Source organism: Geodermatophilus sp. CPCC 205761 (assembly GCF_051383655.1).
Classification (GTDB): domain Bacteria; phylum Actinomycetota; class Actinomycetes; order Mycobacteriales; family Geodermatophilaceae; genus Geodermatophilus.
Window position 1 is genome coordinate 27,401 of the sequence record NZ_JALPKQ010000005.1, and the last position, 20,348, is coordinate 47,748.

The 20,348-nt window shown below is 75.7% G+C and carries 17 protein-coding genes; 10 read left to right on the plus strand and 7 right to left on the minus strand.

Features of this window, described 5'->3' with window-relative positions; translation table 11 throughout:
- Nucleotides 1–134 precede the first annotated feature (134 nt).
- The 3 genes from MY526_RS04220 (at nt 135) to araA (ending at nt 4,032) form a co-directional block, all read left to right on the plus strand.
- Complete coding sequence (locus MY526_RS04220; RefSeq protein WP_436703307.1) at nt 135–1,730, plus strand: xylulokinase; 1,596 nt, start codon at nt 135–137, stop codon at nt 1,728–1,730.
- A gap of 99 nt (nt 1,731–1,829) precedes the next feature.
- Entirely contained in the window at nt 1,830–2,510 is a 681-nt protein-coding gene (locus MY526_RS04225) for an L-ribulose-5-phosphate 4-epimerase (RefSeq protein WP_436691102.1), read from the plus strand.
- Between the two features lie 10 nt (nt 2,511–2,520).
- On the plus strand, nt 2,521–4,032 hold the full coding sequence (araA, locus tag MY526_RS04230; protein ID WP_436691100.1) for an L-arabinose isomerase: 1,512 nt from the start codon (nt 2,521–2,523) through the stop codon (nt 4,030–4,032).
- Nucleotides 4,033–4,095: 63 nt separating this feature from the next.
- Here the strand turns inward: araA and MY526_RS04235 are convergent, their stop codons facing one another.
- The 3 genes from MY526_RS04235 to MY526_RS04245 form a co-directional block, all read right to left on the minus strand.
- Nucleotides 4,096–5,322, minus strand: coding sequence for an arginine deiminase (locus tag MY526_RS04235; protein WP_436691098.1), 1,227 nt, complete (start codon nt 5,320–5,322; stop codon nt 4,096–4,098).
- Nucleotides 5,323–5,359: 37 nt separating this feature from the next.
- Nucleotides 5,360–5,830 carry a DUF7144 family membrane protein gene (locus MY526_RS04240; RefSeq protein WP_436691096.1) on the minus strand — a complete coding sequence of 157 codons (471 nt, stop codon included), beginning with the start codon at nt 5,828–5,830 and terminating at the stop codon, nt 5,360–5,362.
- Nucleotides 5,831–5,952: 122 nt separating this feature from the next.
- Nucleotides 5,953–9,363, minus strand: coding sequence for a BTAD domain-containing putative transcriptional regulator (locus tag MY526_RS04245; protein WP_436691095.1), 3,411 nt, complete (start codon nt 9,361–9,363; stop codon nt 5,953–5,955).
- Nucleotides 9,364–9,541: 178 nt separating this feature from the next.
- Here MY526_RS04245 and MY526_RS04250 point away from each other — a divergent pair, with 178 nt between their 5' ends.
- Entirely contained in the window at nt 9,542–10,996 is a 1,455-nt protein-coding gene (locus tag MY526_RS04250; protein ID WP_436703308.1) for an FAD-binding oxidoreductase, read from the plus strand.
- Nucleotides 10,989–11,159 (plus strand): hypothetical protein, encoded by a 171-nt coding sequence (locus MY526_RS04255; RefSeq protein ID WP_436703309.1) that lies wholly within the window; start codon nt 10,989–10,991, stop codon nt 11,157–11,159. The genes MY526_RS04250 and MY526_RS04255 overlap by 8 nt, the downstream gene beginning before the upstream one ends.
- A 95-nt stretch (nt 11,160–11,254) precedes the next feature.
- Here MY526_RS04255 and MY526_RS04260 read toward each other — a convergent pair whose 3' ends face one another.
- Entirely contained in the window at nt 11,255–12,961 is a 1,707-nt protein-coding gene (locus tag MY526_RS04260) for an FAD-binding oxidoreductase (RefSeq protein ID WP_436703310.1), read from the minus strand.
- Between the two features lie 16 nt (nt 12,962–12,977).
- On the opposite strand from MY526_RS04260, the gene MY526_RS04265 reads away from it, so the two are divergent.
- The gene (locus MY526_RS04265; protein WP_436703311.1) at nt 12,978–14,516 is read left to right on the plus strand and encodes a glycerol-3-phosphate dehydrogenase/oxidase; all 1,539 of its coding nucleotides are present in this window, start codon (nt 12,978–12,980) and stop codon (nt 14,514–14,516) included.
- Between the two features lie 61 nt (nt 14,517–14,577).
- Nucleotides 14,578–15,375 carry a methyltransferase domain-containing protein gene (locus tag MY526_RS04270; protein WP_436691085.1) on the plus strand — a complete coding sequence of 266 codons (798 nt, stop codon included), beginning with the start codon at nt 14,578–14,580 and terminating at the stop codon, nt 15,373–15,375.
- Between the two features lie 47 nt (nt 15,376–15,422).
- Here MY526_RS04270 and MY526_RS04275 read toward each other — a convergent pair whose 3' ends face one another.
- Nucleotides 15,423–16,178, minus strand: coding sequence for a MerR family transcriptional regulator (locus MY526_RS04275; protein ID WP_436691083.1), 756 nt, complete (start codon nt 16,176–16,178; stop codon nt 15,423–15,425).
- Between the two features lie 92 nt (nt 16,179–16,270).
- Between MY526_RS04275 and MY526_RS04280 the strand changes: the two genes are divergently transcribed.
- Together MY526_RS04280 and MY526_RS04285 are read left to right on the plus strand one after the other, a co-directional pair.
- Nucleotides 16,271–16,867: a DinB family protein gene (locus MY526_RS04280; RefSeq protein WP_436691081.1), complete on the plus strand. Its 597-nt coding sequence runs from the start codon at nt 16,271–16,273 to the stop codon at nt 16,865–16,867.
- Between the two features lie 11 nt (nt 16,868–16,878).
- Entirely contained in the window at nt 16,879–17,781 is a 903-nt protein-coding gene (locus tag MY526_RS04285) for a haloalkane dehalogenase (protein ID WP_436691079.1), read from the plus strand.
- A gap of 6 nt (nt 17,782–17,787) precedes the next feature.
- Here MY526_RS04285 and MY526_RS04290 read toward each other — a convergent pair whose 3' ends face one another.
- A complete protein-coding gene (locus MY526_RS04290; protein WP_436703312.1) occupies nt 17,788–18,168 on the minus strand; it encodes a hypothetical protein in 381 nt (126 codons plus the stop codon).
- A gap of 73 nt (nt 18,169–18,241) precedes the next feature.
- Between MY526_RS04290 and MY526_RS04295 the strand changes: the two genes are divergently transcribed.
- A complete protein-coding gene (locus MY526_RS04295; RefSeq protein ID WP_436703313.1) occupies nt 18,242–18,838 on the plus strand; it encodes a TetR/AcrR family transcriptional regulator in 597 nt (198 codons plus the stop codon).
- Here MY526_RS04295 and MY526_RS04300 read toward each other — a convergent pair.
- On the minus strand, nt 18,768–20,249 hold the full coding sequence (locus MY526_RS04300) for a diguanylate cyclase domain-containing protein (protein ID WP_436703314.1): 1,482 nt from the start codon (nt 20,247–20,249) through the stop codon (nt 18,768–18,770). The genes MY526_RS04295 and MY526_RS04300 overlap by 71 nt on opposite strands.
- Nucleotides 20,250–20,348: the final 99 nt, after the last annotated feature.

Sequence of the window (20,348 nt, forward strand, 5' to 3'; positions counted from 1 at the left end):
GTCCGTGTTAGCGCTAACATGCCCGTTGCCGGACGTCGCCCGCGGCGGCGAGGTACGGGGACCGGCGGTGCTTCGCTCACCACCGGGAACCAGGGAACCGAGCTCACCACTCTGTGGCGAAGGGGTCGCGAGAGATGACGATGGATGTCGGCGGGGCGATCACCGGAGGCCGCACGGCCCTGGGGATCGAGCTGGGATCGACGCGGATCAAGGCAGTGCTCGTCGGTCCGGACCACGCTCCGCTCGCGGTCGGCAGCCACGACTGGGAGAACCAGTTCGTCGAGCGGCGGTGGACGTACTCGCTGGAGGCCGTCTGGGCAGGGGTGCAGCAGAGTGTCGCGGCTCTGACGGACGACGTACGGCGACGCCACGGGGTCGAGCTGGCAGGAGTCGGCGCGCTCGGCGTGTCGGCGATGATGCACGGCTACCTGGCGTTCGACGCCGACGGTGAGCTGCTCACGCCGTTCCGCACCTGGCGGAACACGAACACGGGCCCCTCGGCAGAGCGGCTCAGCGCGGAGTTCGGTGTCAACATCCCGCACCGGTGGAGCGTCGCGCACCTCTACCAGGCGATCCTGGACCGCGAGGACCACGTCGCTTCGCTCGATCACCTGACGACCCTGGCCGGCTACGTGCACTGGCAGCTGACCGGCGAGAAGGTGCTCGGCATCGGCGATGCCAGCGGCATGTTCCCCGTCGATGCCGGCACCGGCGGTTACCACGGCACGATGTTGGCCCGGTTCGACCAGCTGGCTGCGGAGGCCGGGGTCGAGCTGAGCCTCGTCGGCCTGCTGCCCAGGATCGCGTCCGCCGGCCAGCCGGCCGGCGAGCTCACCGAGGCGGGCGCGAAGCTGCTCGACCCGACCGGGCGGCTGCGTCCCGGCGTCCCGCTCTGCCCACCCGAGGGTGACGCGGGCACGGGGATGGTCGCCACCAACTCGGTCGCGCCGCGCACCGGCAACGTCTCCGCGGGAACGAGCATCTTCGCCATGGTCGTGCTCGAGCGCGAACTCACCCGGATGCACCGCGAACTCGATCTCGTGACCACGCCGGCCGGCGACCCGGTGGCCATGGTGCACTGCAACAACGGGGCCAGTGAGCTGAACGCCTGGGTCGGTCTGTTCACCGAGTTCGCCCGGGCGCTGGGTGCCGAGGCGGACTCGTCGGCGATCTTCGAGGTCCTGTTCTCCGCCGCGCTCGACGGTGCCGCCGACGGCGGCGGGATGCTGGCCTACAACTATCTCTCCGGGGAGCCGATCACCGACTTCGAGGAGGGGCGGCCGCTGTTCGTGCGGTCCCCCGACAGCCGGTTCGACCTCGGCACCTTCATGCGGACGCACCTGTTCGCGTCCCTCGCCACGCTGCGGATCGGCATGGACGTCCTGCAGAAGACCGAGGGCGTGCGGCTCGACCGGATGTTCGCGCACGGCGGCCTGTTCCGGACCAAGGGCGTGGCGCAACGCTTCCTCGCCGCCGCGATCGACACCCCGGTGTCCGTCGGGGACGTCGCTGCCGAGGGTGGCGCCTGGGGGATCGCCGTCCTGGCCGCTTTCGCCACCGCCCGCACGCCGGGACAGACCCTGGCCGACTACCTGGACACGACGGTCTTCACCGGCACCAGCCTGCATACCGCTCGGCCGGAGCCGGCCGACGTCGCCGGCTTCGACGCGTTCATGCAGCGGTACGTCGCCGGGCTCCCGGTCGAGCGAGCCGCCGTGACATGCGTGTGAGTCCCTGTCAGTGAGCACTGCGGCCGCGGGTACGAGCGCGCGCACCCCGTACGCCGACGCCGAGACCACGTCCGCAGCACGTCCCGAGGAGCAGCCGGTATGACCACCACCCGATCCCGCACCGAGCGGGGCACGCACCGGGCGCAGCGCGAGCACGTGGCCGCGCTGCACGCCTACCTGACCCGCTACGCGCTGGTGACCTGGACGTCGGGCAACGTCTCCGAGCGGGTGCCGGGCGAGGACCTGTTCGTCATCAAGGGCAGCGGGGTCGAGTACGACGAGCTGACCTGGGAGGGGATCACGGTCTGCGACCTCGACGGCAACGCCGTCGACGGCGTGAAGAAGCCCTCCAGCGACACCGACGCGCACGCCTACGTCTACCGGCACATGCCCGAGGTGAACGGGCAGGTGCACACGCACAGCCCGTACGCCACGGCCTGGGCGGCGCGCGCCGAGGAGATCCCCTGCGTGCTCACCGCGATGGCCGACGAGTTCGGCGGCCCCATCCCGATCGGCCCGTTCGCCCTCATCGGCGACGACTCCATCGGCCAGGGCATCGTGGCCACGCTCCGCGGCTCCCGGTCGCCGGCGGTACTCATGCAGAACCACGGCGTCTTCACGATCGGGCCGTCGGGGAAGGCCGCCGTCAAGGCGGCGGTCATGACCGAGGACGTCGCCCGGACGGTGCACTTCTCCCGCCAGCTCGGCCAGCCGCTGCCCATCGACCGGACCGACATCGACTCCTTGTACGCGCGCTACCAGAACGTCTACGGACAGTGAGGAAGGCTTGATGCGCACGGACCCGTTCACCGGGCACGAGCTGTGGTTCCTGACCGGCAGCCAGGGGCTGTACGGCGAGGAGACGCTCCAGCAGGTCGCCTCGCAGTCCCAGCAGGTGGCCGCGGCGCTCGACCAGGCCGGTGAGGTCCCGATCCGGGTGGTCTGGAAGCCGGTGCTCACCGACGCCGGCGCGATCCGCCGGGCGATGGGCGAGGCCAACGAGGACCCGGCGTGCGTCGGCGTCATCACCTGGATGCACACCTTCTCCCCGGCGAAGATGTGGATCAGCGGCCTGGACGCGCTGCGCAAGCCGCTGCTGCACCTGCACACCCAGGCCGACGCCGCCCTGCCGTGGGCGACGATCGACATGGACTTCATGAACCTCAACCAGGCCGCCCACGGCGACCGGGAGTACGGGTTCATCCTGACCCGGCTGCGCATGCCGCGGACGACGGTCGCCGGGCACGTGGACAGCCCGCGGGTGCGGGCGCGGGTCGGCTCCTGGGCGCGGGCCGCCGCCGCGGCCGCCGCCGTGCGGTCGCTCAGGCTGGCCCGGTTCGGCGACAACATGCGCAACGTCGCGGTGACCGAGGGCGACAAGGTGGAGGCCGAGATCCGGTTCGGCGTCTCGGTGAACACCTGGGGCGTCAACGACCTGGTCGCCGTGGTCGACGCCGTCGAGGACTCCGCCGTCGACGCGCTGGTCGCCGAGTACGGCGACCTCTACGAGTTCGCCTCCGACGCCGGCCCCGGCGGGCCGAAGCACGAGGCGGTGCGGTACCAGGCCCGCATCGAGGCCGCGCTGCGCACCTTCCTGGAGGACGGCGGCTTCGGCGCCTTCACCACCAACTTCGAGGACCTCGGCGGGCTGCGCCAGCTCCCGGGCCTCGCCGTCCAGCGGCTCATGGCCGACGGCTACGGCTTCGGCGGTGAGGGCGACTGGAAGACCGCGGTGCTGCTGCACACGCTCAAGGTCGCCGCCGCCGGGCTGCCCGGGGGCACCTCCTTCATGGAGGACTACACCTACGACCTGGCCGCGGACACCCCGGCCATCCTCGGCGCGCACATGCTCGAGGTCTGCCCGACCATCGCCGGCGACAAGCCGCAGGTGGAGGTGCACCCGCTGTCGATCGGCGGCCGCGAGGACCCGGCGCGGCTGGTGTTCACCGCTGCTCCGGGCGAGGGCGTCGTGGTGGGCTGGTGCGACCTCGGCGACCGGTTCCGCTGGGTGGCCAACGAGATCGACGTCGTCGAGCCCGCCGAGCCGCTGCCGAACCTGCCGGTGGCCCGCGCGGTGTGGCAGCCGCGGCCGGACTTCGAGACGTCGGCCGAGGGCTGGCTCACCGCGGGTGGCCCGCACCACACGGTGCTGTCGACGGCGATCGGCGCCGAGGAGCTCACCGACCTCGCCGAGGTGTTCTCGACCGAACTGGTCCTCATCGACGCCGACACCACCCGCCGGTCGCTGGCCAAGGAGCTGCGCTGGAGCGCCGCTTACCACCGCCTCGCCCAGGGCCTGTAGCCCCCTGACCGGCGGTTTCCGCGGAAATCGACGCCCACCCCGCGTCGGTTTCCGCGGAAACCGTCAGAGGGGGTCGCGGCGGACGGGGCAGGACATGCACCTCGGGCCGCCCCGGCCGCTGCCCAGCTCGGACCCGGCGATCCGCACGACCTCGATCCCGGCCGCCTCCAGCGCGGCGTTGGTGACGGTGTTCCGCTCGTAGGCCACCGTCAGCCGCGGCGCGAGGGCCAGGGTGTTGTTGCCGTCGTCCCACTGCTCGCGCTCGGCGGTGACCGGGTCCAGGCCGGTGTCGATCACCCGCAGCCGGTCGATGCCCATCGCGGCGGCCGCGGCCTCGAGGAACGGGGCGGGTCCGCGCACGGTCAGGTCGGTGGTGTCGTCGTGCCGTTCGCTCGCCCCACCCACCCCGGCGGTGACCGTCCAGGCGACCAGCGAGTCCGCGACCGCCGGGTACATGACCAGGGCGTCGGCGTCGACCATCGTGGCGATCGTGTCCAGGTGCATCGTGGCCCGCCGCTGGGCGATGGGGACGACGAGCACCGTGTGCGCCAGGCCGCGGGCGAACACCCGCCGTGCCAGCCGCTCCGCCCCGCCGGGCGTCGTCCGCTCGCCCACCCCGACGGCCACGACGCCGGGCGCGAGCAGCAGCACGTCCCCGCCCTCGAGGTGCTCCAGCGAGGCGTCGTAGAGCTGCCCGGCGGCCGCGAAGCGCGGGTGGTGGGTGTAGACGGCGGCGGTGATGGTGCTCTCCCGGTGCCGGGCCGGCATGGCCAGCGAGGTGACCGCGACCTGGTCGCCCACCCACACCGACGAGTCCCGGGTGAACAGCAGGTTCGGCAGCGGCCGGACGACGAAGTCGCCGCGGTCCATCAGCTCGAAGGACAGGCCGCGGCCGCCGGGCAGCTCGTCGTGGGCGAGCCCGGCGATGAGCGCGCCGGCCAGGTCCTCGGGGGCGAGGCCGGCCAGGTGCGCGGCGGCCGCCCGCTTCAGCGTGGCGCCCAGCCGCGGGTCGTCCACGGCCGCGGCGATCAGCTCGGTCCGGGCCGCAGGGACGGCGAGCACCTCGGCGAGCAGCCGGTCCAGGTGGAGCACCTCGACGCCGCGGGCGGTCAGCTCGGCGGCGAAGGCGTCGTGCTCGTCCTGCGCGCGCCGCACCCACGGGACGCCGTCGAAGAGCAGCTGGTCGTTGTTGCGCGGCGTCAGCCGGCGCAGCTCGGCGCCGGGACGGTGCAGCAGCACGGTGCGCAGCCGGCCGACCTCGCTGGTGGCTCCGAGGGGGGCGGGGTCCATGCCGGAAGGCTGGCACAGCGCGCCTCCCGCCGGTCGCTCATGCCGACCCGCGCACCTCGTCGCCGTGCACGCTGATCGCGTAGATGACCACGACGTCGAAGGCGATCACGATGGTCGACCACCACGGGTACGCCCGGAGGAACGCCAGGTTGACCAGGATGCTGAGGACGGCGATGGCGATGCCGGCCACGCGGGCGACCGTGTTGCCGCGCTGCAGGCCCCAGGCGGTGACCATCGCGACGACGCCCAGGACGAGGTGCACCCAACCCCAGACCGCGTAGTCCGAGTCGACGATCAGGTCGCTGGCGCCCACCTGGTAGAAGTCGTCGTTCAGCAGCGCGGTCAGGCCCTGCATCACGGCGAACAGGCCGCTCACGGTCAGCAGCACCGCCGCGAAGACGATCCACGCCGCCCAGCCCGTCGGGCGGTCGGAGGGGCCACCGTAGACGCCGATCCGGGCCTGCGCCTGCCAGTTGGCTTCCTGGTGGGGCTGCGAGGTCTCGTTCATCGCGTTCCTCCTCCGGGGCCGGGGTCCACGGTCAGCGGAGCCGTGGTCCACGGTCAGCGTCGTCCCGGAGGGAGCCGGGCGACTCATTCGGTGCGGACGATCCGCGACGGGCGCGCCTCGGCTCAGGCCGACTTCGGGGCGGTCGGCCGCTTGCGTCGGGGGCGGGTCGCGGTCTCCTCGGGCACCCGCGCCAGGTGTGACTCCGCCAGCGCGACCTGGTGCGGCGAGCCCACCAGCCGGCCCTGCCGCCGGGCGGCCAGCCACCACTCACGGGCCGCGACGGTGTCGCCGGTGCGCTCGGCGATCCGGCCGAGCAGCTCGTCGTAGGCGCCGAGGCTGAACGACGGCGTCCCGAGCACCGCCTGCCGGCCGCGGAACGGGTGCAGTTGCACGGTGGCCATCTCGATCTCCGGCTCGTCGCCGATCTGCAGGGCCACCTCCGCCTGCAGGAGGGTGGCCACGTCGCTGGCCCAGTCGCGGACCTGCGTGCGGCCCCACCGCTTGCGCAGCCGCCGCGCCTCGGTCAGGTCGCCGGACTCCGCCGCGGCCAGCACCGCCATGAGCTGGAGCAGCGGGTTGCCCTCGTCGCCGGTCCGGACCAGCAGCTCGATCGCCTCCGGCAGCCGGGCGTCGCCCCGGCGCAGGGTGAACTGGTGCGCGGCGAAGGCGTGCGCGGCGTGCGGCGTGACCTTCCGGTACAGCTCGTAGGCCTCGGTGGTCAGCTCCTCGGCCCGGGCGGCGTCCCCGCGCAGCCAGGCGGCGCCGGCCTGCTGCCACAGCACGTGCGGGCGCACCTCGGGCCCCGACAGCGAGATCGCCAGCCGTCGCCCGGCGTCCATGTCGGCCTCGAAGCCGCGCAGGTCGCACAGGTGCAGCCGGATCGCCGCCCGGTGCAGCCGGGCGTAGAACTCGGTGCGCCGGGGCAGCCCGCGACCGGCCAGCGTGAGCGCCTCGTCGGTGGCGGCCAGCCGGAGCTCGGCCGCACCCGGCCGCCCCCAGACGGCCAGGGAGTAGTTGTTCAGCGTCCGGCCCAGCAGCTCGGGGTCGCCGACCTCGCGGGCCAGCGTGACGGCGCGCTCGGCGTACCGCGGACCCCGCTGCAGGTCCTCGCTGAAGGCCAGCTCCACCCCGAGGGTGCCCAGCAGCCGGGCGGTCAGCCGGTCCCGCTCCTCGGGCGACGCCGTGTCGTCGCCCCACCCACCCCTCTCGTCGCTGTTCTCCAGCAGGTCCTCGAGCAGGGCCACCATCTCGTGGTCGACGACGCCGTGCGGCCGCCAGTTCCACAGCGTCGGCGAGCCCCACACCGCCGCCGCCTCCAGGAGGCACCGGCGGTCGCCCAGCTCGCGGGCGACCGCGATCGCCTCCGCGACGACCTCCCGGGCCTCGGTCCGCTGGCCGCTGCTGAGCAGGTCGTTGCCGAGCGCGGTCAGCAGGTCGTGGCGGGTGCGGGCGGCACCGGGCTCGCCCGGGTCGAGCAGGGACAGCGCCCGCCGCACGTGGGCCGCCGCCTCGCCGTGGGCCAGCCGCTCCCGGGCGGCCTGCGCGGCGGCGGTCGAGTAGCGCAGCGCCGGCGCCGGCCCGGTGACCGGCACCGCCTCGACGAAGTGGTGGGCCAGCCGCTCGACCAGGGGGTCGTCGGCCCGCCCGCCGGTGGCCCGCCGCTCCAGGGCTGCGGCCAGCCGGGCGTGCAGCCGGGCCCGGCGCAGCCGCGGCAGGTCGTCGTGCAGCACCTCCTGCACCAGCGCGTGGGTGAACCGCCAGCTCCACGGCTGCCGACCCTCGACGACCAGTCCGAACGCCATCGCCTGGTCCAGCGCGGCGAGCGCCTCCTCCGCGGCCGTGCCGGCGGTCTCCAGCAGGTCGAGCGGGACCTCGCGGCCGGCGAGCGCGGCCAGTTCGAGCACCTCCCGCGTGCCGGCGGGCAGCCGGTCCAGGCGGGTCCGCAGCACCTCGCCGACCGACGGCGGCACCGGCACCCGGTCCAGGTGCAGGTCGTGCGCCCCGACCATCCAGCGGGCCAGCTCGACGACGAAGAAGGGGTTGCCGGCGGTGCGGTCGTGGACGGTCTCGGCGAGCGCGTGCCCGCCGACGGCGCCGAGCTGCCCGGCCATCAGCACGGCGACGTCCTCGGTGCTCAGCCCGGCGAGCCGGATCCGGCTCGCGGCCGGCTCCCGGTTCAGCCGCGCCAGGCAGTCGACGACCGGCTCGGGCAGGTCCTCGCCGATGGTCCGTACGGTGACGACGATCATCAGCGGCGCGCGGGGCAGGTGCCGGGCCAGCAGCCCCAGCAGCTGCACCGAGGTCGTGTCGGCGCCCTGGAGATCGTCGAGCACGACCAGGACCGGGCGGGTGGCCGCCGCGGTGAGCCGGGCGCGCAGCCCCTGGAACAGCGCGAACCGGGCGGCGTCGGCGTCGGCGGAGGGGGCGTCGGTCGCCGGGTCCAGCGGCTCCTGGGCCAGCTGCTCGAGCACCTGGGTCCACGGCCACAGCGCGGGGGCGCCGGCGTCGTCGGCGCAGCGGCTCCAGGCCACCGTCCAGCCGGCGGCGCGGCCGGCGTCGGCGGCCGCCTCGGCCAGCCGGGTCTTCCCGATGCCGGCCTCCCCGCCGAGGACCACGATCCCGGGCTTCCCGCCGGCCGCCTGCTCGGCGACCGCGCGCAGGTGGGCCAGCTCGGCCTGCCGGCCGACCAGGGTCTCGGCGCCGGGGGTGATCGCCGGCATGGGCGCGGGCGGGGGGACGACGGAGAGCACCGGGCGCGGCACGCGGTCGGTGAGCCGGGGGTCCTGCCGGAGCACCGCCCGCTCGAGGTCGCGGAGCTCCGGGCCGGGGTCGATGCCCAGCTCGTCGCGCAGCAGCTCGGTGCACCGGCGCAGCGCGTCCAGGGCGTCGGCCTGCCGGTCGGCGGCGTAGAGGGCGGTGACCAGCCGCGCCCACAGCCGCTCGCGCAGCGGGTGCTCGGCCACCAGGTGCTGCAGGTCGGTGACGGCGGTGTCGGCCCGGCCCGTCGCCAGCAGCGCGTCGCAACGTCGCTCGCGGGCGCGCACGTGCAGCTCGGTCAGCCGCAGCCGGTCGGTGGCCGCCGTCGGGGTGTCACCCAGTTCGGCCAGCGGCGCCCCGCGCCAGAGCTGCAGCGCGCGGTCGAGCAGCGCGACGCCGCGGGCCGGGTCGCCGGCCTCCACGGCGCGGTCGCCCTCGTCGACCAGCTGGGCGAACCGCAGGCTGTCGAGGTCCGCCGGGCCCACCTGCAGCAGGTAGCCGGGGGGCCGGGTGAGCAGGACCTTCGGTGCCTCCCGCGGGCCGCGGTCGGGCTCCAGGACCCGCCGCAGGTGGGAGACGTAGGCCTGCAGCGTGCCGGTGACCGTCGGCGGGGGCTCGTCGCCCCAGAGCGTGGACACGATGCGGTCGATGGCCACCGCGCGGCCGGGCTCGGCCAGCAGCAGGGTGAGCAGGGCACGCGGCTTGGCGCCACCCACGTCGACCGGCTGTCCGTCGGGACCCGTGACCTCGAGGGGCCCGAGGACGCGGTAGTGCACGACGCGGGATCTTCCCAGGTCCGGCGCCGGAAGGGGAGGGCTCCCCGCGCGCCATCGGGTGCAAGAGCCGCCGCAAGCCGGCTGCAAGTGCCCGGCAAGTCCGCGCCGCGAGGGTCGTCCCGTCCGAGAGAAGCCCCGCGGCGCGAGAGCCGCGACCGTCACCGAGGAACCCGCCGTCATGAGCCCCACCGAGGTCCGCCCCGCGTCCCCGACGATCCCCGCCCCGCGCACCGCCGCCGACGACGCCGGACCGGGGATCCCGCCCGCTGCCGTCGCCGACCTCCGCAGCCGCGTCCACGGCCCGGTCTACGCCGCCGGCGACGAGGGGCTGGCCGCCGAGGTCTTCGCGTGGAACGTCGCCGTCAGGCACACCCCCGCGGTCGCGGTGGGCGCCACCTGCGCGGCCGACGTCGCCGCCGCCGTCTCCTGGGCGGTCGCGCACGGCCTGCCGGTCGCCGTCCAGGCCACCGGGCACGGCCCGGTCCGCAACGCCGCGGGCTCGGTGCTCGTCTCGACCCGGCGCATGCAGGGCGTCACGGTCGACCCGGGCCGCCGCACCGCCCGGGTGGAGGCCGGCGTCAAGTGGGAGAAGCTGCTCGCGGCCGCCGCCGAGCACGGGCTGACCGGCCTGTGCGGCTCGTCGTCCGACGTCGGGGTGGTCGGCTACACCCTGGGCGGCGGGATGGGCTCGCTGGGCCGCCGGTTCGGGTTCGCCGCCGACGCCGTCGTCTCCTTCGACATCGTCACCGCCGACGGCGCCCTGCGGACCGTCTGCGCCGAGAGCGAGCCCGAGCTGTTCTGGGCCGTCCGCGGCGGCAAGGGCAACTTCGGCATCGTGACCTCGCTGGAGATCGAGCTGGTGCCCGTGCGGTCGATCGTCGGCGGCGGCATCTTCTTCGCCGCCGAGGACGCCGCCGCCGTCCTGCACGCCTTCCGCACCTGGGCGCCCACGATGCCCGAGGAGGTCGGCACCTCCATCGCCGTCCTGCGGCTGCCGCCCATGGAGGAGCTGCCCGAGCCGCTGCGCGGGCAGACCGTCGTCCACCTGCGCTACTCCTACTGCGGCGACGACCTCGCCGAGGGCGAGCGGCTGGTCGAGCCGATGAAGGCGGCCGGCCGGATCGTGCTCGGCTTCATCGGCCCGCTGCGGACCACCGAGATGGACGCCGTGCACATGGACCCGAAGGACCCCATGCCCGGCTGGGAGAAGGGCATGCTGCTCGCCGAGCTCACCGAGGAGACGGTGGACGCGTTCCTCGCCGCGGCCGGTCCGCAGGTCGAGGTGCCGCTGGTCATGGCCGAGATCCGGATGATGGGCGGCGCGCTGGCCCGCCAGCCCGGGGCGCCCAACGCGGTCGCCGGCCGGGACGCCGCCTGGTCGGTGCTCGTGCTCGGCCCGGCCGTCCCCGAGCTGGCCGACGTCCTGCCGCACGTCGGCCGGGGAGTGCTGTCCGCGCTCGCCCCCTGGGCGGCGCCCGGCTGCATGGTCAACTTCCTGGGCGACGTGGCCGGGCCGGCCGAGGTGGCCGCGGCCTACCCGCCGCCGGTGGCCGAGCGGCTGCTCGAGCTCAAGCGGGCGGTGGACCCCCGCGGGGTCTTCTCCTTCGGGTACGCCCTCGACCCCCGTGGCTGACGCGAAGGCGGGGGAGGAGCGGCAGCGGGGGCAGGACGCCTGGCCCCGCCGCCTCCCCCGGCACCTCCGCCGGATCCGGCCCGGGCTGCCGTCCCTCGGGGAGGGCGAGGGGCGCGGTGCCGACGACGGGACGGGCCGCGGCCGGGAGGCCGAGCCGCGGTGAGGCCACCGCCCCGAGGCTGGTGACGTACTGGAACGGCCACCCTCCAGGGTCCCGCGCCGAGCGTGCGAGGCGTGGGGGGAAGGGGTGGTCCGCTGTCAGTCGGGGAGCAGGACGCCGGGGTTGCAGATGCCCCGCGGGTCCAGCCGCTGCTTGACCGCCCGCAGCACGTCGACGCCGAGCGGGCCGATCTCGCGCTCCAGCCAGGGGCGATGGTCCGCACCGACCGCGTGGTGGTGGGTGAGCGTGCCGCCGGCGGCGACCAGGGCGTCGGTCGCGGCCCGCTTGGCCAGCAGCCACTGCTGGATGGGCAGGTCGTCGTCGCGGTCGGCGAGGACGGTGACGTACAGCGAGGCGCCGGTCGGGTAGCCGTGCGACACGTGGCTCATGACCAGCGGCGTCCGCCCGCGGCGGCCGAGCGACTCCTGCAGCGCTCCGCGGACGGCGTCGTAGACCGCGGGCAGCGCCGTCCAGGTGGCCGCCGTCTCCAGGGTCTCGACCAGCAGGCCGGCGTCCATGAGCGAGTCCCGCAGGTAGGGGGCGCCGAACCGGTGCTTGCGCCACGACTCGCCGACCCGTGAGCCGACCCGCGCCGCCCGTGACTCCCGCAGCACCGACGCGGCCGCCCGCCGCCGGGCCCGGACGAGCGGCGGCAGCCCCTCCCAGCCGACGACGAGCAGGCATCCGCCGCTGCGCCGCCGCGCCCGCAGCGCGCCGCGCAGCGCCCGCGCCCCCGGCCCGGAGGCCATGAGCAGGTTGGCGCGGGTCTCGTCGGGGTCGGAGAGGCGGACGACGTCGGGCAGCAGGTCGTGCCGCGCCAGCCGTTGCAGCCCGGCCAGCCCGGCCGCCCACGACCGGAACGACCAGCCCTCGTAGTCCCGGGTCCGCGGCCGGGGCCGTACCCGCAGCCGCAGTTCGGTGATGATGCCGAGCGCCCCCTCGGAGCCGAGCGCCAGGCTGAGCAGGTCAGGGCCGGCAGCCGAGGCCGGCGGGTGGCCCAGCTCGAGCACCCCGGACGGCGTGGCCAGCGTGAGGCCGGCGACCAGGTCGTCGAAGCGGCCGACCCCCGTGGAGGCCTGCCCGGCCGAGCGGGTGGCCGCGTAGCCGCCGAGCGTGGCGAACTCCCAGCTCTGCGGCAGGTGGCCGAGGGTGAGCCCGTCCCGTTCCAGGCGCTGCTCGAGCGCCGGGCCGCGCATCCCGGGACCGACGGTCACCAGGGACGACGGAACGTCGACCGACCGCACCGACGCCATCCGGCCCAGGTCGACCGAGACCGACGGCCGGTCGTCGGCGTCGACCCCCGACAGGCCGCCGACGACGCTGGTGCCGCCGCCGAACGGCACCACGACCACGCCCAGCTCGCTGCACAGCGCCAGCAGCGCGGCGGTCTCCTCGGTGCTGCCGGGGGTGACCACCGCGTCGGGGGCGTCGGAGGCGTCACCCTCCCGCCGGCGCAGCAGGTCCAGGTAGCTCTTGCCGCCGGCGTGCTCCAGCCGGCTGGCCCGGTCGGTCCGGACGTGCTCCTCGCCGAGCAGCTCGCCCAGGCGCTGCCGGCAGTCCTCTGCCAGCCGGGAGGGCGCCAGCCGGATCTCCGACACCGGCACCGGCGGGGTGGGCCGCTGCGTCCAGCCGAGCTCCTTGGTCAGGTGCCGGCGGGCCGCCTTGGGCAGCACCTCGGCGAGATCGGGGAACGGCGCGAGCTCCAGGGTGCCGTCGTCCCCCTCCCGCCCGCCGGTCACCGTCGCGTCGCGCGGGCTGGTGGGTCGACCCCAGCCCTGGATGGTCAGTCGGGGCTGTTCGGGCACGGCTACAGTCTGCCGGGTGCCGGCTGCGGGTCCCTCCGACGGTGCCGGTGCCGGCGCGCTGTCCCCGGCCCGCCGGGTCGCTGACCTCGACGTCGTCGCCGGGGGCCGGGTCGACGTGGTGGTGGTCGGCGGCGGGGTGACCGGCGCCGGCGTGGCCCTGGACGCCGCCTCGCGCGGCCTCTCGGTCGTCCTCCTCGAACGGGCCGACCTCGCCTCGGGCACCAGCCGCTGGTCGTCGAAGCTGGTGCACGGGGGCCTGCGCTACCTGGCGCACGGCGAGCTCGGGCTGGCGCGGGAGAGCGCCCGCGAGCGCGCCGTCCTCATGGGGGCGACGGCGCCGCATCTGGTCCGGCCGCTGCCGTTCCTCGTCCCGGACGTCGCCGGCCGCACGGCCAGCGCGCTGGCCGGGGTGGGCGGGCGGCTGGGGGACGCCGTCCGCGCCTCGGTGGGCGGTGGCCGGCGGTCGCTGCCGGGCACGCGGCGCGTCGGCGCGGCCGAGGTGGCCCGGCTGACCCCGGGCGTGCGCGGCCGGCGCGGCGGCGTCGTCTTCTGGGACGGCCAGCTGATCGACGACGCCCGGCTGGTCGTGGCGCTGGCCCGCACCGCGGCGGCGTCGGGTGCGCGGGTGCTGACCGGGGCGGCGGTGCGCGCCGTCGACGGCGCCGACGTGCACGTCGAGATGGACGACGGCGAGGCGCTGACCCTGCGCGCGGGCGTCGTCGTGAACGCGACGGGGGTCTGGGCGCAGCACCTGGCCCCCGGGATCCGGTTGGTGCCCTCCCGCGGGTCGCACCTGGTCGTCCCGGCCGAGCGGCTGGGGTCGCCGGCCGCGGCGCTGACCGTGCCGCTGCGCGGCTCGCGCTCCCGCTACGTCTTCGCGCTGCCGCAGCCCGGCGGGCTGGTGTACCTGGGGCTGACCGACGAGCCGGTGCCCGGTCCGGTCCCCGACGAGGACCCGGTGCCCAGCGACGCCGAGGTGCAGCAGCTGCTCGACACCGTCAACCAGGTGCTCACCGCGCCGCCGACCCGCACCGACGTCGTCGGCTGCTACGCGGGGCTGCGGCCGCTGGTGCTGCCCGCCTCGGCCGGCGCCGGCCCGGGCGACGCCACCGCCGACCTGTCCCGCAGGCACCTGCTGCGGTGGGACGGCTCGGTGCTCACCGTCGTCGGGGGCAAGCTGACCACCTACCGTGCGATGGCGGAGGAGGCCGTTGACGCGGTCGTGGGCCGGCTGGGCTCGGGCGCTCGGCGGACCAGCACCCCGCGGCTGCCCCTGGTGGGTGCCGCACCGCGGGTCGCCCTGGAGCGGGTCGAGGCTCCGCGCCGGCTGGTGGAGCGGTACGGCACCGAGGCGCCGGTAGTGGCCGCGCTGGGCGCCGAGCCGCTGGTGGAGGGCCGGCCGGAGACGGTGGGGGAGCTGCGGTTCGCCGTCCGGGCCGAGGGCGCGCGGACCGTCGCCGACCTGCTCGACCGGCGGGTGCGGGTGGGTCTGGTGCCGGCCGACCGGGAGCGGGCCGTCCCGCCGGCCGAGCGCATCCTCGCCGAGGAGCTCTGACCCGTCTCATGCAGTGGGAAGGTGGTTCCACTGTGTGGGCGCAGGGGTGGAGGCTGTCGGCGTGGACACCTACACGCACGGGCACGCCGAGCCGGTCCTGCAGTCCCACCGCTGGCGGACGGCCGAGAACTCGGCCGGCTACCTGCTGCCGCACCTGCGCCCGGGGCTCGACCTGCTCGACGTGGGCTGCGGCCCGGGCACGATCACCGTCGACCTCGCCGCCCGCGTGGCGCCCGGGCGGGTGCTCGGGCTGGACGTCGCGCCCGCCCCGCTCGACGAGGCGCGGGCGGCCGCCGAGCGGGCCGGCGTCCCGGTGGAGTTCGCGGTCGGCGACGTCTACGCGCTCGAGGCGGCCGACGACTCCTACGACGTCGTCCACGCCCACCAGGTGCTCCAGCACCTGACCGAGCCGGTCGCCGCGCTGCGGGAGATGGCCCGGGTGTGCCGGCCGGGTGGGCTGGTCGCCGTCCGGGACGTCGACTACGGAGTGGTGTCCTGGTTCCCCGCGGACGACGGCCTGGACCGCTGGCTGGAGCTGTACCGGCAGGTGCACCGGCGCAACGGCAGCGAGCCGGACGCCGGGCGGCGGCTGCTGTCCTGGGCGCACGCCGCCGGGCTGCGCGACGTCACCGCCACCACCAGCTCCTGGTGCTTCGCCACCCCGGCCGAGCGCGAGTGGTGGGGAGCCTCGTGGGCCGGCCGGGCCACCGCGTCGTCGTTCGCCGAGCAGGCGGTGTCCTACGGGCTGGCCACGCCGGGCGGTCTCGAGGAGCTCGCCGCGGCGTGGCGGCGCTGGGCGGCCGCCGACGACGGCTGGCTGGGCATGCTGCACGGCGAGCTGCTCATCCGCGTCCCCTGAGGAAGGACCCGTGGGGGCAGAAATGGCCATTTCTGCCCCCACGGGCGTCAGGCGCCCTGGCGGGCGGCGTTGGCCTGGGTCGCGGTGCTGACGTACTGCGCCAGCCCGGGAGCCATCCGCTCGTACGTCGCGGCGAACCGCTCGTCCTCGACGTACATCCGGCCGAGGCCCGCCTGGATCTCGGGCGTGCACTCGTAGAAGTCCCGGCTGATCTGCTGACGGTGCGCCTCGGCGATGTCCATGGCCTCGGCCGAGTCGGCCGGGACGCCGGACTGCATCGCCCGGACGAAGCGGGTGCCGATGTCCTCCATCTCGGCCTTGATCCGCACCCAGTCGTCCTTGGCGTACGCCGCGGTCCTCCGCTTCGACTCCGCGTAGGCCTCGGTCCCGCCCCAGCGCTCCTCGGTCTCGGCCTCGTACTGCGCCGGGTCGTGCTCGCCGAACACCTCGAACCGCTCCTCGGGGGTCAGTGAGATCCCCATCGCTCTCGCCTCCATCTCCTTCTCCACGGCCGCGACCATCGCCTGCGTGCGCTCCAGCCGGTCCCGCAGCAGCCGGTGCTGGCGGCGCAGGTGCTCGGCGGGATCGGCGGACGGGTCGTCCAGCAGGGTCGCGACCTCCTCGAGGGGGAAGCCGAGCTCGCGGTAGAGCAGCACCTGGTGCAGCCGGTCCAGGTCGGCCGGCGAGTACTGCCGGTAGCCCGACCCGGTCCGCCCGGACGGCGACAGCAGCCCGATCCGGTCGTAGTGGTGCAGCGTGCGCACCGTGACCCCGGCCAGGGCGGCCACCTCTCCCACGTTCACGCGTCTCCTCCTCTCTGACGGGGACGAGTGCACAGCCTGACGTCGCGTCAGGGTCAAGCGCGATCTCACCGCCGTGCGCGAAGGTGGAGGCCGTGGACGAGAAGGAGACGCTGCACCGGTACCTGCGCCAGCGCCGGGAGGACCTGCTCGGCAAACTCGACGGGCTCTCCGACTCCGACGTCCGCCGGCCGATGACCCCCACCGGCACCAACCTGCTCGGCCTGGTCAAGCACGTGGCGTACGTGCAGCTGGGCTACCTCGGCGACGTCTTCGGCCGGCCGGCCGGGCGCCCCTACCCGTGGGACGCCGAGGGCGCCGCGGAGGACGACGACCTGTGGGCCGCCGCCGGCGAGACGCGGGAGGCGATCGTCGAGCTGTACCGGTTCTCCGCCGAGCACGCCGACGCCACGATCGAGGCGCTGCCGCTCGACGCCCGCGGCGAGGTGGCGTGGTGGCCGGAGGAGCGGCGGTACCCGACGCTGCACCGGGTCCTGGTGCACCTGGCGGTCGAGGTCGCCCGCCACGCCGGCCACGCCGACGTGGTCCGGGAGCTGATCGACGGCTCGGCGGGCATGACCGCGGCCACCCCGAACCTCCCGGAGCGCAGCCCGGAGGAGTGGGCGGCCCGCCGGGAGCGGATCGAGGCGGCCGCCCGGTCCTGGAGGGGTGCCGCCCCGGGCGATGGGTGAGGATCGCAGCCATGGCCGACGACGTCTCGCCCGAGGACCCCTTCCCCCGCAAGCGCGTCCGGGTGGACCGGCGGGCCGACGGCAACGTCGAGATGGCCTACGTCGAGACCGGCGAGGGCGACCCGATCGTCTTCCTGCACGGCAACCCCACGTCGTCCTACCTGTGGCGCAACGTCATCCCGCACGTGCGGCACCTGGGTCGCTGCCTCGCGCCCGACCTCATCGGCATGGGCGAGTCGGACAAGCTGCCGGCGCCCGGCCCGGGCACCTACTCCTTCTCCGCGCACGCCTCGTTCATCGAGCGCTTCCTCGAGCAGGTCGGCGCGACCGACCGGGTCACCTTCGTGCTGCACGACTGGGGGTCGGCGCTCGGCTTCGCCTGGGCGCACCGGCACCCCGGCGCTGTCCGCGGCCTGGCCTTCACCGAGGCGCTGGTCACGCCGCTCACCTGGGCGGACTGGCCGGCGCAGTCGCGCACGATCTTCCGCACGATGCGCGGCCCGGACGGCGGGGCGGCGGTGCTGGAGAAGAACGTCTTCGTCGAGCGACTGCTCCCCGCCTCGGTCGCCCGCGGGCTGAGCCCGGAGGCGCTCGACCGGTACCGGCAGCCGTTCGCCGCTCCCGAGGACCGCTGGCCGACCCTGGAGTGGCCGCGGCAGATCCCCCTGGAGAACGTGCCGCCACGGGTCCGGGACGTGGTGTCCCGCTACGGGCAGTGGCTGCGCACCAGCGACGTCCCGAAGCTGTTCCTGAACGCCGACCCGGGGTTCCTCCTCGTCGGCCGGCAGCGGGCGTTCGTGCGCAAGTGGGCGGCGCTCACCGAGGTGACCGTGCCCGGGGCGCACTTCGTGCCCGAGGACTCGCCGCACGAGATGGGCCGGGCGCTGGCCGACTGGATCCCGACGCTGCGCTGAGGCCGGTCACACCGCCTGGCCGGTCGGCCGGTCCACCGTCGGGACGACGCCCTCGGTGCCCGCGTGCGTCGTGTTGGCGAAGTCCTCGAGCCGCGGGTGCCAGCGCCGCATCGCGCCGCGGTGCGGCTCGGCGCGGGCGAAGGCGGCGACGGCGGCCGCGTCGTCCCACCACGAGACCGTCGTGAAGGTGCGGGCCAGCGGCTGCGCGCGCAGCACCAGCGACCGCGCGCCGGGCGAGTCCCCGACCTGCCGGCGGATGGCCAGCGAGGCGCGGAGGAAGGCGGGCACGTCCCGCAGCCGGCGCAGCTGCAGGCGAGTGACGACGACGACGCCCGGGCCGGGACCGGTCCGGGGAGCGGTCCAGGGCAGGTCGGGGATGACGGGCACGGTGACCTCCGAGGGGACTAAACGACTGTAAAGCCACGATAGACCGAGACCTAAACGCATGTAAAGTGTGGTCGTGCCCCCTCGGACCGCCGGACGTCTCCGCACCGACCTGGTCGCCGCCGCCGCCCACCTGCTGGAGCGGACCGGCTCGGTCGAGTCGGTCACGCTGCGGGCGGTCGCGCGCGAGGCGGGGGTCACCGCCCCCGCCGTGTACGGCCACTTCGCCGACCTGGCGGCGCTGCTCGACGCCGTCCTCGAGGAGGGCTTCCTGGCCCTGCGGGGTGCGATCGCCGAGGCGGTCGCCGGCGTCGACGACCCGGTCGAGCGGCTGGTGGCCGGGTGCCGCGCCTACGTGCGGGCCGGCCTGGCCGCCCCCGCGCGGTACCGCGCGATGTTCCAGCGGCGGCAGGTCCCCGGCGGGCAGGGGGCCTTCGACGTCCTCGTCGCCGCCGTCGCCGCCTGCCAGGAGGCCGGGCGCTCGGCCGGCCGGGACGCCCACGGGGACGCCGTCCTCGTCTGGACGGCGCTGCACGGGGTGGTGACGCTGCGGGCCACGGGGGCGGCGTCGCCCGACCTCGACGGCCAGGTGCGCGCGCTGGTCAGCCGGCTGGCGCTGCTGGACCCGCCGCCGCCAGGTGAGCGCGCCGGGCCAGCCGCCGGCGGCCCTTGACCCGGTACATCGCGGCGTCGGCCGCGGCCAGGACGGTGTCCGGGGTGTCGTCGGGAGAACAGAGCGCGACGCCGACGCTGACGCCGACCCGGTGCGGGGTGCCGCTCCCGTCGACGAGCGGTGAGCCGAACGCCTCGGTCACCCGGTCGGCGACGGCCTGGGCGTCCGGCTCGGCCGCGACCCCCGGGCAGAGCACCACGAACTCGTCGCCGCCGATCCGCGCGACGGTGTCCCCGGGGCGCACCGCGGCCTGCAGCCGCCGGACGGCCTGCACGAGCACCTCGTCGCCGACGGCGTGCCCGGCGGCGTCGTTGACCGGCTTGAAGCCGTCGAGGTCGCAGAACAGGACGGCGAGGGAGTCCCGGGTGCGCCGACCGGCCCGCAGGAACTGCTCGAGCCGGTCGATCAGCAGGCTGCGGTTGGGCAGCCCGGTGAGGGGGTCGTGCAGAGCGGCGGCGCGCAGCCGTTCCTCGAGCTCGCGCTGGGCGGTGACGTCGGCCAGGGCGACGACCGCGCCGAGCAGCTCGCCGTCCGCACCGCGCACCTGGCACCCGGAGCTGCGGACCAGCCGGCTGGGACCACCCGCCGGGGAGATCCGGATCTCGACGTCGGTGATCCGGCCCTCGCGGTAGGCGCGGGTGAGCGGCACCTCGTGCGGCTCGAGCGTCCGGCCGTCCGGGTCGGTCAGGGAGAAGACCGACGCCAGGTCGCCCGGCTCGACCTCCGGCCGGGCGTCCACCCCGTGCCAGTCCCGGCTCACCCCGTTGAACAGGCTGACCCGGCCGTGTGCGTCGGCGGCGACCACCCCGACCGGCAGGGCCTCGAGCAGGGCGCGGGTGAAGGCCTCGGAGTGGGCCAGTTCGGCGTGCGCCGCCTCGGCCTCGCGCCGGGCCACGACCTCGGCGGCGGCCGTGTCGGCCAGCTGGAGGTGCGCCCGCCGCCGCTCGAAGACGCCGACGACGACCCCGGCCAGGTCGGCCAGCCGGTCGCAGGTGTCCTGGTCCAGCTCGTGCGGCCGGTCGTCGAGCACCGACAGCGTCCCGACCGTGGTGCCGTCGACCACCAGGTGGGCGCCGGCGTAGGCGCGCAGCCGGCCCAGGCGGCCGTCGACCCACGGGTTGGCGGCGAAGCGCGGATCGCGGGACAGGTCGGCGATGGCGTGCACGCCCGGGTCCCACGCGGCGACGATCGCGCTGAGCGGGGCCTCGGGGGGCGACAGGGGGTCGACGACCCCGTGCGGGGACAGCGGGTGGACCTCGTCGCCCAGCAGGTCGACGGCGGCGTACGGCATCCCGGTGAGCGCGGCGGCGACCCGGACGACGCCGTCGATCTCGGGGTCGCTGCGCACGCCGAGGACGTCGAACTCGTGCAACAGCGCGGTCCGGCGCTCGTCGAGCTCCCCGCGTGCCACGGTTCCCGCGTCCTCCTGACTCGCCGGCCGAACTGGCCGTCCGGCACCGCAACGACGTCCCCGGGTCACCGGTTGAGGCAGCGGTCCCCGGTGTCCCCC

Coding starts and splice junctions, on each gene's coding strand:
- araA (WP_436691100.1), top strand. CDS start 2,521: ATGCGCACGGACCCGTTCACCGGGCACGAGCTGTGGTTCCTGACCGGC.
- MY526_RS04220 (WP_436703307.1), top strand. CDS start 135: ATGACGATGGATGTCGGCGGGGCGATCACCGGAGGCCGCACGGCCCTG.
- MY526_RS04285 (WP_436691079.1), top strand. CDS start 16,879: ATGGCCGACGACGTCTCGCCCGAGGACCCCTTCCCCCGCAAGCGCGTC.
- MY526_RS04235 (WP_436691098.1), bottom strand. CDS start 5,322: ATGGACCCCGCCCCCCTCGGAGCCACCAGCGAGGTCGGCCGGCTGCGC.
- MY526_RS04225 (WP_436691102.1), top strand. CDS start 1,830: ATGACCACCACCCGATCCCGCACCGAGCGGGGCACGCACCGGGCGCAG.
- MY526_RS04250 (WP_436703308.1), top strand. CDS start 9,542: ATGAGCCCCACCGAGGTCCGCCCCGCGTCCCCGACGATCCCCGCCCCG.
- MY526_RS04240 (WP_436691096.1), bottom strand. CDS start 5,830: ATGAACGAGACCTCGCAGCCCCACCAGGAAGCCAACTGGCAGGCGCAG.